This window comes from Algoriphagus confluentis (assembly GCF_036245625.1).
Taxonomy (GTDB): Bacteria; Bacteroidota; Bacteroidia; order Cytophagales; family Cyclobacteriaceae; genus Algoriphagus; species Algoriphagus confluentis.
The window spans coordinates 12367-27601 of the sequence record NZ_BTPD01000021.1 but is presented as its reverse complement, the minus strand read 5'-3'; the positions used below and the strand labels follow the sequence as shown (position 1 = coordinate 27601).

Genomic DNA, 15235 nt, shown 5'->3' with positions numbered 1-15235 from the left:
GATAGGGCCTATTTGACGTAGTCATATCTTAAAAATAGCTGCGTAGCTATCTTGAAGAAATTAAAGATATGCTTCGCGAGATAGGGAGATATGCGATGCGAGATAGAGCCTATTTGACGTAGTCATATCTTAAAAATAGCTGCGTAGCAATCTTGAAGAAATTAAAGATATGCTTCGCGAGATAGGGAGATATGCGATGCGAGATAGGGTCTGTCTGACACAGTCATATCTTGAAAATATCTGCGTAGCTGTCTTGAAAAATAATTGTATAGTATTGGTTTTTAATTTGTTATAGTTATGAGTGAAAAATCAAAATACATTCCACTCAAAGAATTGACGATCTATAAATTGGCAAGGGAATTATCCGATAAGGCTTGGCTGATTTACGAGAGGTTAGGATATCACCAGCGTAAAGTTTGGGGGGACCAAATGTTGGAGGCTATCGATTCTGTTGGGGCAAATATTGCCGAGGGGTATGCTAGATATCATTTTCTGGAGCGGATAAGATTTTATTATATCTCAAGAGCCTCACTTTCTGAGGGGATGGATCACTGGATTGATCTTGGGTTTGAGCGAGGAATCGTTGCTAAAGAAGAACACGAAGTCATGTTTTCGATCGCGAAAAATTTACAGATTAAATTAAATGGGCAGATAAAAACGACCTACGAAGCCAAGAAGGATTTGGGATAGTGCAAACAAACTATCTCGCACAGCATATCTTCATTATTATTTATATCTTAAAAACTATCTCGCGTAGCATATCTTCTCCAGTATCTCAGCTTTAGCTATATCTTAAAGACTATCTCGCGCAGCATATCTTAAAAAAATCAATGTCATTAAATACTAACCTCAAATTCCTCCGAAAAAAGAAAGGCTTCACTCAGGAAACATTTTCTGAGGCTGTAGGAATCTCCCGCTCCAAACTGGCGGGTTATGAACTCAATATCAATCCTCCTTTGGATACGTTGGTGAAAATCTCAGACCAACTCGGGGTTTCTATAGATATATTACTAAGAGAAGACCTGACCGCCTACTCCGAATACAAACTCCGCGAGCTTCTGGAGACCGATCAGTTTCTCAGAGGGCGAAAGTTGCGGATTCTCTCTACTACGGTGGATGCCCAGGGTCGCGAACTGATCGAAGTGGTCTCCCAACGGGCTAAGGCCAGCTACTTGGCTGGATTTGCCGATCCGGAGTTTATTTCCGAGTTGCCAAGATTCTCCTTGCCATTTCTACCAATGGATAAAAAACATCGGGTTTTCCAAGTGGATGGAGACTCCATGCTGCCGATTCCCGATGGGGCTTGGATCGTCTGTGAATACGTGGATGACTGGATGGCGATCAAAGACGGGGAACGCTACGTGATCGTTACCGAGCAGGACGGAGTGACTTTCAAGATTGTTTACAACAAGATCAGCAGCGAGCAAAAATTACTGCTTTGCTCAGCCAATCCAATCTATGTTCCTTTCGAAGTGGAGGTAGAACAGATTCGGGAAGTGTGGAGGTACAGGTTGGCGATTTCGGGGCAATGACCAATTTTCAATGATCGATGGCCAGTGACCAATGAGCAATGTGTAATAAGCATTGGCCAATGGGCAAAGTCAAATGACCAATCATCGATGGAAACTGAATAATTTTCAATTCTTCAGTTTGGAGTCCACTTGACTCATGAATTTGTTCATTGAGTTTGAAAATTGATTATTGATCATTCCTCGTTCTCCTCCAGCTCCACAATCACCTCAATCTCCACCGCAATGTCATTAGGCAAGGCCGCTACCCCCACGGCAGACCGGGCATGCTTGCCTTTTTCTCCAAATACTTCCACCATCAAATCGGAGAAGCCATTGATCACCCGCGGATGCCCTGTGAAGTCAGGGGCTGAGTTGACCATGCCCAATACTTTGACAAACTGCTTGATGCGGCTCAGGTCTCCCGTGGCAGCTTTTAGTACGGCGATGATCTCCAGTCCGGTGAGCCTGGCAGCTTCGTAGCCCTGCTCGGGACTTAAGTCAGCGCCGACTTTGCCATATACGTCCGGGCCATTTCCTGCCAAAAAAAGCAAATTTCCCACTTGTTTCCATTTCACATAGTTGGCCATGGGCTGACTGACTTCTGGGAGTTCCAGTCCCAGTGCTTTGAGTTTCTCCTCAGGAGTCTGGGCAAGCAGTGGAAATGATAAAAAGGCAAAAAAGAAGACGATTCCTGTTAGTGTTTTTGAGTTCATGGGATTAGAAATAGATCGAGGTCTAAAATAGGGTTTATTTTTTAATACACGGTTGCCTTAAAGTTTTTGCCCCCTTGTTGAAAAGCTAATTTTTATCAGTTTTTGCCCTGATTTATGGCAAAGGATTTTTCCCGAATGAAGTCCAACTTTAAGGAACAAACCAATCCCAACTAACCATGAAAACGCTAGTAGTTCCTTTCGATTTTTCAGTTTACTCGCTTGCTGCGTTGAAAACTGCTCAGAGAATCAGTATTAAGACTGATGCCCGAATCCTTTGTGTGACGGTGATTCCTTCGGAGGTGGATTGGGATTTGCTCAGTGAGGAGGCGAAAAATAAGTATCCTGACTTAATTCAGGAGAGGCAGGAAGCAATCGATGTCCTTCCCGAATATATCCGAACAGTTGCTCCCGCAAAGGCTTTGATCGAACCGGTGGTGAAAATTGGCGTACCCCATGAGCAAATAGTCCGTGTAGCGGATAAAAACAAAGCGGACCTGATCATCATCGGTGCCTATGGCAAAGGATTTCAGGAAGGGAAATTTATCGGTTCTAATCTTCAAAAGGTGCTGAGAAACGCCAATTGCCCAGTTTTGGCCGTCAAGGAAGCTTTGGATGGGAATGCTTTCCGAAAAATTGCCTTTGCCACAGCTTTTGATGCTTCTTCCAAAGAAGCTTTCAGCCAATTCCTGCCTTTGGCAAAAGCATTCAAAAGTTCGATTCATCTCTTGCATGTAAATACCCCCGAGCATTTTACCAATTCTACCGATTCTGACCGCGAGATGGCGGAGTTTGCCAGAGGTCATGAGCAGTTTGTCATTCATCGGCATGTATTCAATCATAGAGATGCTGATGAGGGTATCGTGGCTTTTTGCGAAGATCAAGGAATCAATTTGGTAGTCTTGGTTTCTTCCAACCGCAAAGGCAGTTCTTCCTATGTGATTGGCACTACCGAGACAGTAATATTTAAATCCCCCGCGGGAGTGCTCAGCATTAAGGCCGGCTAGGAGCCATTTCCGTTTTCTTGGGTTTGGAAGTCCAGGACTTGGCTGATTGGGTGCTGCAGATGTACGACTGCAGCACCTATATTTTTTAATCCCTGAAAGACCTGCTCTTCGATATGGATCAATGTTGAAATCTGAACCTCCGGGGATTTTTTATCCATCTGCTCATAGATTTTTTCAGTGAGCTGTTTTTGCCATTTTTTTAGGTCATGGAATTGGGACTCCATTATCCTGAGCGCATCTTCTTTTTCCAAAGCCTCATTTACCTGAGTGAAAACATGAGTCACTTTGGTTCTTACCTCCTTCAGTACAAAGTCAGCAACCGGGTCTTCTGAATTTTCCAGCTCTTTTAAATTGTGAAGTATGTCCTTGAAGTTTTTTGCGGCATAGATGAGCAGTCTTGTGGTCAGGGTATAGGATGCATAGCGTGTTGCCGACTCGTCATCCTGAATTTTCTTTTGCAGTTGCAGGTTGAACCGGGTGATTTCTTCTTCGATTTCTTTCAAATGGTCATATTTTACATCAAGGTGCCTAGACTCCCGGATAAGCCTAGCCCAAATGGACTCTTTTTGACCATCGGATCTTCGGGTACCTTTCACGATGAGGAGAATAAAACCCTGTACTTTTCCCCACAATACCAGATTTTCTTTTCGTAGCGCCTCCAAGGCCACTTGGGGGATTTCCGGATCGGCTTTTTGGATGTATTCTGTGGGAGAGTTTTCCTCAGTCGCTTGGAAGTTTTTCATCAGCCATTTTTCCAGTTTGGGCAAAAGCGGATAGAATATCAAGATTCCCGTGGCATTGAAGAAGGTGTTGAAAAATACCAGCTGAATCAGCTCTCCGGAATCAGGAATTAAAGATTGAATCAGGTGAATGCAGGGATTCACAAAGGGGAAAAAGATGAAGCCTATGGTCAGATTGAAGACAATATGGCTAATTGCCAGCCGCTTTTTGTCCGGCTTACTTCCAAAGGCCCCCAGGCTAATAGTCACTGTAGTGCCAATATTAGCACCAATGATGACCGCAGCACCTGCTTCAATCCCAATTACCCCGGCATGGATAGCACTGAGTAGAATCACCAAAGTTGCTGAACTGGACTGGATCAGTGCAGTGAGGACTATTCCGGTGAGAAGAAAGACCCAGTTACCATAGTTGGCAAGTTGGGAAAAATCTACCCGCTCAGATAGATCTTCTATGGCTGATTTCATCAAATCCAAACCAAAAAAGAGCATACCAAAACCCAAAACAATCAATCCCAAGAAGGATAAGACCGGTCTTCTAGAAAAAGTAAGATAGGTAAGCGTACCTATGCCAATAAAGGGGTAGGCAAATGCGGAAACCGATATTTTGAATCCCAGCAAGGCCACAATCCAGGCAGTCATGGTCGTGCCCAGGTTTGCTCCTAAAATGACGGAGATTGCCGAGCCCAAATTGATTAATCCTGCTCCAAGAAAGGCTAAAACCATCAAGGTCACTAAGGAACTGCTCTGCAAAATCGCGGTGGTAACTGTTCCGGCAATGATTCCTTTCCAGGGTTTGTTGGTAAAGCTTTGAAGGAATCTCCGGAAAGTAGGTCCAGCCATTTCCCGGAATCCATGTTCCATTTGGGACATGCCCAAGAGAAAAAGGCCAAGACCTGCCAAAAACAGCCAAAAATCTGAAGCGTGACTTTCCATAGTTGATTGCTCCTACTCCGTTATTGCTATGGGAGAGAAGGCAATGGGTTACCAGAATCGGAATCTCTTTTCGTAAACTCGGTCACGGAAGATCCAGTTGTCCCAAATATCTCTGGACAGAAATATTTCCACTCCCACATTCAGGGTCATGTAGCCATCGTAGCGATGAGTGAGACCTGAACCTCTTCTGATTCTTCCGCGGTTGTTGAGGATGGCGGCTACATCCGGTTCCCCATTATCCAGCACGAATTGAGGATTCCGGATAGCTAATCTCAATCTGTCAGGATTTTGCCCCGTAACATAGTCATTGACTAGATCCAGGTAAAATTCACTCACATTGAAGGCTGAAATGTCGTCCATGTAATCAGTCAAGGTGAAGCGATAATTGCCTTCTACTTTCAAATCCATGTAGACATTGAGCTTGTACTTGAAACCCAAGCCCATCGGGAATACCATGATGTATTTCTCGTAGGGGTTGTTTTCCAACTGCAGGGGTCTCAGGTCAATCCATGCTCCATTCAGTTCAGCTTGGGGATTGTTGGATGACACCCCGATCCCAAAAAAGATGTAGGGATTCCATAGATGTCGGGTGATGTTATTCAGCTTCACCGGATGCCAGTAGTATTCTACTATTCCGGTCAGCTCCATATTGGTGGCTCTGAAATGGAGATTTCTTGGGTATCGAAATGCTCTTGGGTCAGAAGGAGGATCCGATCCCGACATTTTGTAATAGGTAAATTCACCCCGGGCCTTGAGATGGGTTCCAAAGATGTAATTGATGGAAAAGCTTGCATTCCAGTCCGGTTGTACTCCTTCGTTGTATTTCCAAAAGGAATACAGCTCTCCAAAATACTGGGTGGGGCCAATTCCAGCAGATATTGACCAAGGCTCTTCGAAGCGGTATCGATAAAAACTCTGGGAGTAAGTCTGACTTATTCCTAGTCCCAGAAAAATCACCAAAAGAATTCTTTTCATACTTTGCCTTTACCTCATCCGCTTTGATTCAGGAAAGATGAGGAAAAATAGGTTAATTATCCAATTTATCAAACCCCGATCTTAGGTGAAGATCCCGTTGAGGGTAAGGGATTTCCACTTTTTCCTCCGAAAATCTTTTAAAAATCTCGTAGTATAATTGGCTTTTCAATACCAGAGGTTTGTTGACAAATTCGGAGGTCCATACTCTGAGGTTGAAATTGAGGCTGCTGTCTCCATAGCTTTCAAACAACACATCGGATTCCGGAAATTTCAAAACTCCCGGATTGGATGCGGCAATATCCAGCAGGAGATTTTTGATTTTCTCCGGGTTTTCTTTGTAGGAGACACCCACAGGAAAGTTAAACCTTACTCTGCGTTCATTGTGTGACCAATTGATCACCTGACTGTCGATAAATTGGCTGTTGGGTACGATGATGCTGATATTGTCATTGGTCAGGATGGTGGTAGACCTGCCCGATATAGAAATGACATCTCCGTTGACGTCGCCCACTTCGATCCGGTCCCCGACCTTGATGGGTTGTTCAAGAAGGATGATCAGTCCTGAAATAAAATTGTTGGTGATGTTCTGCAAGCCAAAACCGATACCTACACCAATGGCTCCTGCCAATACACCAAATGCGCTCAGGTCTATCCCATTGGTCTGAAGAATCGAAAAAATTCCCGCAAGGATTATCACATACTTGACGATGGTGCCGATGGATTCCTTGGTGCCTACTTCAATTTCTCTTTTTTTAAGGATTTTTTTGACGATCAGCTTTCTGATCCATTCTGAACCGATGAAAAGGACCGTAAATGAAACAATCAGTGTGATAAGCAGTCCAATGGTCAGCTTGGTATCTCCCAGACTGAAAATGTTTTGGTTGATTAAATTGTCAAGCCATTGCCAAAAATCCTGTGTCTCATCCATGGAATCCATTCTGCTGTAAGCGTTTAAACTTAATTTTTGTTAGGTAAAACTATCCAATCTTTAACCAATAAACCAGAAAACTTTCTCTTTTCAATTAATCACGGAATATTGTTTTGATTAGCCCTGTTGAACAGGGTTGATTTAAAATAATTGACTGAATTCTTGTAATTTTGGGCTATGAGTAAGCAAAGAGAAGAATTAGAGCACCGACTTAAGCTACGAAATATCAAGCTCTCCGACTACGAGGACATCCGGGAAATCATGGTTTCCATCTATAGGAATCAGGGTGGAGCCTGGACAAAACAGGAGTTGAAAAACCAAATCAAAGCTTTTCCTGAAGGACAGATTTGTATCGAAGACAACGGCAAAGTTATCGCTGCCGCATTGAGTATCATTGTGGATTACGCCAAGTTTGGGGATAATCATACCTATGATCAGATTACCGGTTTCGGAAAATTCGACACCCATGACGATGAAGGCGATACCCTCTACGGTACAGATGTTTTTGTACACTCGGAATACAGGGGAATGCGTCTGGGCAGGCGACTCTATGATGCCCGAAAGGAGCTTTGCGAAAACTTGAATTTGAGATCCATCATCGCTGGCGGACGGATTCCCGGCTATTCCAAATATGCCGATGAAATGACCCCCAGGAAATACATTGACTTGGTGAAAAACCGGGAGATTTTTGATCCGGTTCTTTCTTTTCAGCTGGCCAATGAGTTTCATGTCCGAAAAGTAATTACCAAATACCTTCCCGAAGACACCGATTCCCGTGCCTATGCCACCTTGCTGGAATGGATCAATATATACTACGAAAAAGAGGAAAAACTCATCGGAAATAAAAAGTCCATTGTCCGGCTCGGGCTGGTGCAGTGGAAAATGCGGAGGTTTTCCAATGTGGACGATCTGATGCAGCAGGTGGAGTTCTTCGTAGATACGGTATCCGGCTATAAGTCTGATTTCTGTCTTTTGCCCGAATTCTTCAATGCTCCCATGCTGGCGGAGTTTAACGATATGGATGCCTCTGAAGCTATTCGTAACTTGGCAGACTACACTGATGAGATTGTTTCCAGAATGAGTGAATTGGCGGTGTCCTACAATTTGAACATCATCGCGGGCTCGATGCCGGAGTACGATGGCAAAAAACTCCGCAATGTCAGTTACCTATGCCGCCGGGACGGTACTCAGGACAAACAATACAAACTACATATCACTCCCGACGAGTCTGCTTATTGGGGCCTTCAGGGCGGAAACGGAATCAATGTCTTCGATACCGATGCAGGAAGAATAGGTATTTTGATCTGCTACGATGTTGAATTTCCAGAATTGGGAAGGATCCTGGCAGAACAGGAAATGGATATTCTTTTTGTTCCTTTCTGGACAGATACCAAAAACGCCTTTCTCAGGGTAAATACCTGTGCCAAAGCCAGGGCTATTGAAAACGAGTGCTACGTAGCCATCACTGGATCAGTCGGAAACCTCCCAAAAGTGGAGAATATGGACATACAATATTCCCAATCTGCGATTTTCTCGCCCTCGGACTTTTCTTTTCCTCACGATGCCATTGTTGCTCAGGCTTCTGAAAATGCAGAAACTACCATAGTGGCTGATGTGGACTTGGATTTGTTGACCAAGCAAAGAAAAGCCGGAAGTGTGAGGAACCTGGAGCAGCGAAGATTGGACCTTTATTCAATTCAATGGAAACAGAAAAAGTAATTCAGGCCTATTTTGCCCATATCCCGGAGTCAGTTTGGGAAAAAGCCTATCCCATTAAGGTACTCATCACCGATGTGGATGGAGTGCTCACAGATGGGGGCATTATCTACGATGACTTTGGTACCGAGTACAAGAAGTACAATGTCAAAGATGGGTTGATTGTACAGCATCTTCGAAAAGTCAAGATTCTGGTCGGAGCCATTACCGGGAGACAGTCCCAGGTGGTAGAAAATCGATGCGAGGAGCTTCGATTTGATTTTCATTATCATGGGGTCAAAGACAAAGCGAAAAAGCTAAGAGAAATTCTGGAAACGATGGAAATTGAGCTCCATGAAGTAGCTTACATTGGAGATGATCTCATTGATTTGCCTATTTTGACTCAAGTAGGATTGGCTGTGGCACCCCAGGATGCTTTACCCTACGTGAAAGCAGCGGTGCATTATATATCCCCCTTTGCCGGAGGAAAAGGCGTATTTCGCGAAGTAGGCGATATTCTACTCCATACGAGAGGCCAATTGGCTCCCTTAATTGAAACGTTATCCCAACAGAACTCATGAAGAAAAACACACAACCCATGCACATCCGCGATGGAGTAGTATTAGGTGCTGAAAAGCCGGTCCTTTTTGCAGGACCCTGTGCAGTGGAGAGTTTGGACATCTGCCTGGAAATCGGAAGCAAAGTGAAAGCTTGGGCAGAGGATCACGGGTTTTCCTACGTCTTTAAGGCCTCTTTCGACAAAGCCAACAGGACCTCTTCCGGCTCATTTCGAAGTATCGGCATGGACAAGTCCCTTGAAGTACTTCAGCGGGTAGGAAAGGAATTGGATGTGCCTTTGGTGACGGATATCCATGAATCCTATCAGGCAGCTGAAGTAGCCGAGGTGGTGGATGTCTTGCAAATTCCTGCCTTTTTATGTCGACAAACTGATCTTTTGCTTGCTGCCGGAAACACAGGAAAAGCAGTGAAAATTAAACGAGGCCAATTTATGGCGCCGGAAGACATGCAGTTTGCAGTAAAAAAAGTAAGATCCACTGGCAATGAAAATGTCTGCCTAACCGAGCGGGGTTTTTCTCTGGGCTATCACAACCTGGTGGTGGACATGAGAGGATTGCCCATCATGAGGGAATTTGCACCGGTAGTTTTTGATATTACCCATTCGGTACAGCAGCCAGGAGGACAGGGAGGCAGCAGTGGAGGCCAGCGGGAGTTTGCTCCGTTTTTGGCTAGAGCGGCTGCGGCGACCGGGATTGATGGGTTTTTTATCGAAACTCATCCCGAGCCTGCCAAGGCACTCAGCGACGGACCCAACCTGATCCCGCTTCACAGAATGGGTGATTTTCTGCACATGCTCAAAGAATCTTGGGAGCTAGGGAGAAAGTACCAGGATTTTGCTGTTCAGTAATCGACCTTTATGAAAATTTCTGTCCTCACTATTCTCTTTTGCATCAGCTATTCTCTTGTTTCTGCAAAGCAGCAGACCGGTGCTATCCAAGACCAAATTCGCGGCATTTTGGAATATGAGACACCCACAGACCGGTTGGTGATATCCGGCAGAGAGCTGAAGACCAGTTCTTGGATTCATACGTTCTATGTGGATAGAAATTTTGAGGAAGTTTGGACCAAAGATGGAATTCTTCTGGAATTAGCCTACGAGATGCGGTATGAAATCAGGGAGTCCAAATACGACGGTTTAAACCCCGAGGATTATGATTTGGCATGGATTGAAGCATATTTTAAGACTTTTGAAGCCAATAAAGTTGCCAAAAAACCCAGTGAAGCTGGAGACCTGGCTGCTTTGGATTTGCTATTGACCAATGCCTTTTTCCAACTGGCAGAGGATTTGGAAATAGGGAAAGTCGATCCTGCGCAGCTTAAAGGAGACTGGGCGATTGAGCGCAAAGGAATCAGAATGGATCATTTGTCCTTATTGAATAAGGCCATTGCTGAGTTGGATATCCGCAGAAATCTTGAGAAGTTATATCCCAAGTTCACAATTTATAAAAGGAGCAGAGAGGTGATCCGATCACTAGAGCAGAAGTCCAAAGTTGATTCTCTTTCCTGGAAGGCCTTGAAACTGGATAAATCGCTGAAAGTAGGGGATACCCATTCCTCTGTTCCTCAATTGAGACAACGCCTGCAATTCTGGGGATACCTGGAAGCAGTCCAGCTCTCTGATTCCAAAACTTACGATTCTCTGATGGTGGAGGGTGTGGTTCGGTTTCAGCAGAAAAATGGAATGGAACCTGACGGGATTATCGGGAAAAACACGGTAATTGCGCTCAATGCATCTCCTACTGCTTTGATGGACAAAGCTCGGGTAAACATGGAGAGGCTGCGCTGGCTGCCGGATACAGTCCAGAATATGGAACTGATCGTGGTCAATATTGCCAATTTTCAATTGGACTACCTCAATAACCTGGACACTCTTTTTTCTTCCCGGGTGATTGTCGGAAAACGCTACCATGAGTCGCCAATTTTCAGGGCGGAAATGAGCTATATTGTATTTAGCCCTTATTGGAATATTCCCTACTCCATTACCAAAAATGAGATTATTCCGGCCGTCAGGAAAAATCCCAATTATCTCCAAAACAAAAACATGGAGGTAATCACCACTTCAGGTAAGCCTGTAAATGCCAATTCGATCGATTGGTCCTCCAAATCTTTTCCCTATCTCATTCGTCAAAAACCAGGCGGAAACAATTCCTTGGGATTGGTGAAATTTATGTTTCCTAACTCCCACAGTGTTTACATTCACGATACACCTGCCCGGACCTTGTTTGATCGGGAGGATCGGGCCATGAGTCACGGTTGTATTCGCTTGCAAAATCCTGCTGATTTTGCTCAGTTGCTGTTGAGAGATGATCCATTTTGGACCCCGGATAAGATCAACGCAGCCATGCACCAAGACAGGGAGAAGATCGTCAATCTTCCCAGAAAAATCCCTGTGGTTTTGCTTTATCTCACGTTTTGGTCTGATTCCAAAGGGCAGCCTCATTTCAGACAGGATATTTATAATAGAGACGCCGAGGTATTGGCCTTGCTCAATCAGTAGATCGATCCTGGATGAATGCGGACTGCTGGAGATACTCTTCCTGATCGGCAAAAATAAACAGGAGAGATCCGTCTTTGATGAGGTCGATGACCTCTTTAGAAAGCTCTGACGGTACCGCTGGACAGCCTAAGCTCCTGCCTAACCTGCCTGAGACTTTGGCAAATTCTTCCCGGGCATAGTCTGCTCCATGGATTACGATGGCCCTGCTTCTTGCCTGATCATTGAATCCTTCTTCCAGACCGTCCAATCTGAGAGAATAGCCATGCTTGCCGATATAAGTCTCTCCGGTTTTATAAAATCCCAAGCTACTTTGATAGGACTCCGGACGGTTGGAGAATTTTTCGGCCATAAGATTTCCGGAGTTTCTGCCGTGCGCTACTACGGTATTGAGTACTATTTCTTCCTCTACTAGGTCTATGATCCAAAGTCTCCTTTCAGTCGAGGGAAGAGAAAAGTCTATTAGAGTTAAAATCTGCTTATCCAGCGTATTTTCGAGGGTTTCATACCCATCCAAAGCAAAATCCAAGGCGTAAATAGAGGGAGCGTTTTCGTGTTTTTCCATCAATCGATCCCTGATTATTTCGCTTTTGGTCTTCCCAATAGGAGTAGGAGGAAGTGTAGACAAAGGGGAAGAAGAACTGAAAATCCAGATTATAGGCAATAGAATTCCCTGGAAAGCAGGCATGAGTGTAATGTTCGGGGTGAAACCTTAAATTTAAAGCATCGCCAAAATATTCAAATACTTTGCCAGAAATTTTCCGAATTCACTACTCTCCCTCCATTTTGTAATAAGGGAACCAAATCGTGTCCTTTTGCCGTTTGTTGTTTGATTTGTAAGGAGGTAAGGTTTGGCTTGGGAAGTTTATATCTCTACTTTTGCGATCGGGTAAAAAAATAAACCTTTGACTTACAGATGATTTGCTTATTTGTTTAATAAAAATAGATAATTGTTAAACAAAATTTGAAATTACCCTGTTTCTACCTTCAATGAAAGTATCCGTATTCCGAAAAGAGCATTTCAATGCTGCTCACAGACTCTACAATCCAAGTTGGACAGAAGAAAGGAATCAGCAAATCTTCGGAAAATGCAACAATCCAAACTTCCATGGGCATAATTATGACCTAATCGTTCAACTGAAAGGAGAGATTGATCCTGATACAGGCTACGTGTATGACATGAAAGAGCTCAGCGATCTGATCAAAGAGCACGTACTAAATAAATTTGACCACAAAAACTTAAACTTGGATACCGATGAATTCAGAAATCTCAATCCATCTGCTGAAAACATTGCAGTGGTTATTTGGAATATTTTGAGAGAAAAAATTGATCGGCGATTCGAATTAATCATTCGACTTTATGAAACAGAAAGAAACTTTGTTGAATACGATGGGAATTGACATTGCCAGGGCTTCATTTGAAGAAATCGGTGAAGAGCACGTAGGTACTTCCTTTGAAACACCGCTTAGAGAGGATGCTTTCGAAATGGACGATGATCTGAAAGTGGAATTGATCGAAAAGCATTTTCGGGAAATCATGAACATTATGGGGCTGGATTTGACTGACGATAGTCTGAAAGGAACCCCACACCGAGTCGCCAAAATGTATGTGAAAGAGGTGTTTTCTGGCCTCAACCCAAAAAACAAACCGGCTGCCAAGCTTTTCGAAAACAAATACAAATACAACGAAATGCTGGTGGAGAAGGACATCACTTTCCACTCCCACTGTGAGCATCATTTCGTACCTATCTATGGCAAAGCCCATGTCGCTTACATTTCCAATGGAAGTGTAATCGGATTATCCAAAATCAACCGAATTGTGCAATACTTTTCCAAGCGGCCTCAGGTTCAGGAAAGATTGACCATGCAGATTGGAAATGAATTGATTGAAGTATTGGGTACGCAGGATGTAGCGGTAATTATGGATGCTTACCATATGTGCGTCAGCAGCCGGGGTGTAAATGACACCAACAGCTCTACCGTGACCTCCTTTTTCTCCGGAAAATTCAAACACGACGAACAAAGCCGCAATGAATTTCTAAAGTATATCGCTTTGGAAAAATAAAGTAAAATCCAACTAGACCAACAAAAAGCCGGGCAGAAATTCCCGGCTTTTTTTGTTAGTAATGCAAACAAAAGCCCATTTTATTGATTTTATGTAAAAAGAAATACACGAAATGAAAGATAAGAATATAGTAGTGATTGGCGGTAATTCGGGGATAGGGAAAGCAGTGGCTGAAGCGCTTGAAAAGGAAGGCGCAAACCTATTTCTCTACTCCAAAAGCGCGGAAGGTACTACAGAACTGGATGTCAGTCTAGCTTTCTCTGAAATTCCTGGATTACCTGAAAAAGTTGATGGGCTAGTTTATTGTCCTGGTACGATCAATCTCAAGCCATTTCACAGAATTTCCTTGGAGGACTTCAAGACCGAAATGGAAATAAACTTTTTCGGCGCGGTAAGAGTACTTCAGTCCTGCATGAAGGCATTAAAAAAGTCCGATTCTCCATCAGTAGTCCTGTACAGCACAGTGGCAGTTCAGACGGGAATGGGCTTCCATGCAGGTATCTCCTCGGCCAAAGGAGCAATAGAAGGGCTGACAAGGTCTTTGGCAGCAGAGTGGGCCCCATCCAAAATCAGGGTCAATGCCATTGCCCCTTCCCTTACCGAAACTCCCCTAGCCTCCGCTTTGCTTTCTACGCCGGAGAAAAAAGAAGCTTCCGACAAGCGTCATCCTTTGGGTAGAATTGGAACTCCCGAAGACATTGCCGCAGCAACGGTATTTTTGTTGTCTTCCCAATCTTCCTGGATGACAGGGCAAATCCTCCATTTGGATGGAGGAATGTCCAATTTGAAATAATCTTAAAACAATTTTACCTCAAAAATTGTCTCATTACCGGGTACGGTCCCGAGACGAACGAGCTGTGAATATGAAGACACCACCTGAATCATTCCTGTTGTTTAAGGAAGAATTGAGGAAGGCCCAATTGGAGAAAGAGAGGCTAAAACAAGAGTACGAAATGAGGCTGGCAGAGGTCAACAAGGAACTTTGCCGTCTCAAAGAACAGATTCAGTCCCAGCAGGATATGATGCGGACCACCTTGGAGTATGCCTCAAATCTGGAACACCGACTTTCTGAATTCCAAGATGAGGTCAAAATTTCCCAATCTCAGCCAAGAAAAACTGTGTTTTAACCAAATCCCTCAACGAAAGCCATGAATCAAACTCTAAACCCTTCCGAAATCCAGGACTTCGAGATAGCCTTTGAGGAACGCTACGCGAGGGTATCGGTCAGCGCAGAAAAGAAGATCGTTGTTTGCGAACTTTTGGCTGATTATATCCCGATTGAAGATTTCCAGTCCATTTTCCTTCAAATTGGAGAAATAGTCAAAGCCGGAAATTTCGAAAAGTTCATTTTTGATAAAAGATCCCTCAGAGCATTTCACCAACCTACGATGGAGTGGTACTTTATCCACTGGAAAAAAGACATGCTCGCCTTCGGTTTGAAAACCCACAGAAAAATACTCCCTGCAGAAAAATGGTTTGAAAAGATGGTGCAAATAGCCAAAGAACAAATTCTCCAAAACTATCCTGACAATATCATTGATCAGCTGGATATTAAGTATTGCGACAGCATAGAGGAGGCCATTATCAAATGAGCCGTC

17 protein-coding genes are annotated in these 15235 nt (G+C 43.9%); 12 read left to right on the top strand and 5 right to left on the bottom strand.

Annotation, left to right across the window (positions count from 1 at the left end; translation table 11 throughout):
- Nucleotides 1-297: 297 nt before the first annotated feature.
- A complete protein-coding gene (locus AAA943_RS20985) occupies nt 298-690 on the top strand; it encodes a four helix bundle protein (RefSeq protein ID WP_338226354.1) in 393 nt (130 codons plus the stop codon).
- Between the two features lie 140 nt (nt 691-830).
- Nucleotides 831-1532, top strand: coding sequence for an XRE family transcriptional regulator (locus AAA943_RS20980; protein WP_338226353.1), 702 nt, complete (start codon nt 831-833; stop codon nt 1530-1532).
- A 173-nt stretch (nt 1533-1705) separates the two neighbouring features.
- Here the strand turns inward: AAA943_RS20980 and AAA943_RS20975 are convergent, their stop codons facing one another.
- Complete coding sequence (locus AAA943_RS20975; RefSeq protein WP_338226352.1) at nt 1706-2224, bottom strand: RidA family protein; 519 nt, start codon at nt 2222-2224, stop codon at nt 1706-1708.
- A gap of 176 nt (nt 2225-2400) precedes the next feature.
- Here AAA943_RS20975 and AAA943_RS20970 point away from each other — a divergent pair, with 176 nt between their 5' ends.
- Nucleotides 2401-3228, top strand: coding sequence for a universal stress protein (locus AAA943_RS20970; RefSeq protein WP_338226351.1), 828 nt, complete (start codon nt 2401-2403; stop codon nt 3226-3228).
- Here AAA943_RS20970 and AAA943_RS20965 read toward each other — a convergent pair.
- The 3 genes from AAA943_RS20965 to AAA943_RS20955 are packed head-to-tail and all read right to left on the bottom strand — an operon-like array spanning nt 3225 to nt 6804.
- A complete protein-coding gene (locus AAA943_RS20965) occupies nt 3225-4901 on the bottom strand; it encodes a Na/Pi cotransporter family protein (protein ID WP_338226350.1) in 1677 nt (558 codons plus the stop codon). The two genes, AAA943_RS20970 and AAA943_RS20965, sit on opposite strands and share 4 nt — an antisense overlap.
- Nucleotides 4902-4949: 48 nt before the next feature.
- Entirely contained in the window at nt 4950-5876 is a 927-nt protein-coding gene (locus tag AAA943_RS20960; protein WP_338226349.1) for a DUF6089 family protein, read from the bottom strand.
- Nucleotides 5877-5928: 52 nt separating this feature from the next.
- Nucleotides 5929-6804 carry a mechanosensitive ion channel family protein gene (locus tag AAA943_RS20955; protein ID WP_420915621.1) on the bottom strand — a complete coding sequence of 292 codons (876 nt, stop codon included), beginning with the start codon at nt 6802-6804 and terminating at the stop codon, nt 5929-5931.
- A gap of 177 nt (nt 6805-6981) precedes the next feature.
- Here AAA943_RS20955 and AAA943_RS20950 point away from each other — a divergent pair, with 177 nt between their 5' ends.
- The 4 genes from AAA943_RS20950 to AAA943_RS20935 are packed head-to-tail and all read left to right on the top strand — an operon-like array spanning nt 6982 to nt 11575.
- Nucleotides 6982-8523 (top strand): GNAT family N-acetyltransferase, encoded by a 1542-nt coding sequence (locus AAA943_RS20950; protein WP_338226347.1) that lies wholly within the window; start codon nt 6982-6984, stop codon nt 8521-8523.
- A complete protein-coding gene (locus AAA943_RS20945; RefSeq protein ID WP_338226345.1) occupies nt 8505-9080 on the top strand; it encodes a KdsC family phosphatase in 576 nt (191 codons plus the stop codon). Before AAA943_RS20950 ends, AAA943_RS20945 begins: the two co-directional genes overlap by 19 nt.
- The gene (gene kdsA, locus AAA943_RS20940; RefSeq protein WP_338226344.1) at nt 9077-9925 is read left to right on the top strand and encodes a 3-deoxy-8-phosphooctulonate synthase; all 849 of its coding nucleotides are present in this window, start codon (nt 9077-9079) and stop codon (nt 9923-9925) included. Before AAA943_RS20945 ends, kdsA begins: the two co-directional genes overlap by 4 nt.
- A 9-nt stretch (nt 9926-9934) precedes the next feature.
- Nucleotides 9935-11575: a L,D-transpeptidase family protein gene (locus AAA943_RS20935; protein WP_338226343.1), complete on the top strand. Its 1641-nt coding sequence runs from the start codon at nt 9935-9937 to the stop codon at nt 11573-11575.
- On the opposite strand, the gene AAA943_RS20930 is transcribed toward AAA943_RS20935, so the two are convergent.
- Nucleotides 11565-12260 carry a murein L,D-transpeptidase catalytic domain family protein gene (locus tag AAA943_RS20930; RefSeq protein ID WP_338226342.1) on the bottom strand — a complete coding sequence of 232 codons (696 nt, stop codon included), beginning with the start codon at nt 12258-12260 and terminating at the stop codon, nt 11565-11567. The two genes, AAA943_RS20935 and AAA943_RS20930, sit on opposite strands and share 11 nt — an antisense overlap.
- Nucleotides 12261-12562: 302 nt before the next feature.
- Here AAA943_RS20930 and AAA943_RS20925 point away from each other — a divergent pair, with 302 nt between their 5' ends.
- The 5 genes from AAA943_RS20925 to AAA943_RS20905 all read left to right on the top strand — a co-directional run bounded on the left by AAA943_RS20925 (nt 12563) and on the right by AAA943_RS20905 (nt 15229).
- Nucleotides 12563-12973 (top strand): 6-pyruvoyl trahydropterin synthase family protein, encoded by a 411-nt coding sequence (locus AAA943_RS20925; protein ID WP_338226341.1) that lies wholly within the window; start codon nt 12563-12565, stop codon nt 12971-12973.
- Complete coding sequence (gene folE, locus AAA943_RS20920; RefSeq protein WP_338226340.1) at nt 12933-13637, top strand: GTP cyclohydrolase I FolE; 705 nt, start codon at nt 12933-12935, stop codon at nt 13635-13637. Before AAA943_RS20925 ends, folE begins: the two co-directional genes overlap by 41 nt.
- Nucleotides 13638-13749: 112 nt before the next feature.
- Nucleotides 13750-14430 carry an SDR family NAD(P)-dependent oxidoreductase gene (locus AAA943_RS20915; RefSeq protein WP_338226339.1) on the top strand — a complete coding sequence of 227 codons (681 nt, stop codon included), beginning with the start codon at nt 13750-13752 and terminating at the stop codon, nt 14428-14430.
- Between the two features lie 70 nt (nt 14431-14500).
- On the top strand, nt 14501-14764 hold the full coding sequence (locus AAA943_RS20910; protein ID WP_338226338.1) for a hypothetical protein: 264 nt from the start codon (nt 14501-14503) through the stop codon (nt 14762-14764).
- A gap of 21 nt (nt 14765-14785) precedes the next feature.
- Nucleotides 14786-15229: a hypothetical protein gene (locus AAA943_RS20905; protein WP_338226337.1), complete on the top strand. Its 444-nt coding sequence runs from the start codon at nt 14786-14788 to the stop codon at nt 15227-15229.
- Nucleotides 15230-15235 lie beyond the last annotated feature (6 nt).

Bases quoted from the DNA above. Each gene is read 5' to 3' on its own strand.
- AAA943_RS20985 (WP_338226354.1), top strand. From the start codon at position 298: ATGAGTGAAAAATCAAAATACATTCCACTCAAAGAATTGACGATCTAT.
- AAA943_RS20980 (WP_338226353.1), top strand. From the start codon at position 831: ATGTCATTAAATACTAACCTCAAATTCCTCCGAAAAAAGAAAGGCTTC.
- AAA943_RS20975 (WP_338226352.1), bottom strand. From the start codon at position 2,224: ATGAACTCAAAAACACTAACAGGAATCGTCTTCTTTTTTGCCTTTTTA.
- AAA943_RS20970 (WP_338226351.1), top strand. From the start codon at position 2,401: ATGAAAACGCTAGTAGTTCCTTTCGATTTTTCAGTTTACTCGCTTGCT.
- AAA943_RS20965 (WP_338226350.1), bottom strand. From the start codon at position 4,901: ATGGAAAGTCACGCTTCAGATTTTTGGCTGTTTTTGGCAGGTCTTGGC.
- AAA943_RS20960 (WP_338226349.1), bottom strand. From the start codon at position 5,876: ATGAAAAGAATTCTTTTGGTGATTTTTCTGGGACTAGGAATAAGTCAG.
- AAA943_RS20955 (WP_420915621.1), bottom strand. From the start codon at position 6,804: ATGGATGAGACACAGGATTTTTGGCAATGGCTTGACAATTTAATCAAC.
- AAA943_RS20950 (WP_338226347.1), top strand. From the start codon at position 6,982: ATGAGTAAGCAAAGAGAAGAATTAGAGCACCGACTTAAGCTACGAAAT.
- AAA943_RS20945 (WP_338226345.1), top strand. From the start codon at position 8,505: ATGGAAACAGAAAAAGTAATTCAGGCCTATTTTGCCCATATCCCGGAG.
- kdsA (WP_338226344.1), top strand. From the start codon at position 9,077: ATGAAGAAAAACACACAACCCATGCACATCCGCGATGGAGTAGTATTA.
- AAA943_RS20935 (WP_338226343.1), top strand. From the start codon at position 9,935: ATGAAAATTTCTGTCCTCACTATTCTCTTTTGCATCAGCTATTCTCTT.
- AAA943_RS20930 (WP_338226342.1), bottom strand. From the start codon at position 12,260: ATGCCTGCTTTCCAGGGAATTCTATTGCCTATAATCTGGATTTTCAGT.
- AAA943_RS20925 (WP_338226341.1), top strand. From the start codon at position 12,563: ATGAAAGTATCCGTATTCCGAAAAGAGCATTTCAATGCTGCTCACAGA.
- folE (WP_338226340.1), top strand. From the start codon at position 12,933: ATGAAACAGAAAGAAACTTTGTTGAATACGATGGGAATTGACATTGCC.
- AAA943_RS20915 (WP_338226339.1), top strand. From the start codon at position 13,750: ATGAAAGATAAGAATATAGTAGTGATTGGCGGTAATTCGGGGATAGGG.
- AAA943_RS20910 (WP_338226338.1), top strand. From the start codon at position 14,501: ATGAAGACACCACCTGAATCATTCCTGTTGTTTAAGGAAGAATTGAGG.
- AAA943_RS20905 (WP_338226337.1), top strand. From the start codon at position 14,786: ATGAATCAAACTCTAAACCCTTCCGAAATCCAGGACTTCGAGATAGCC.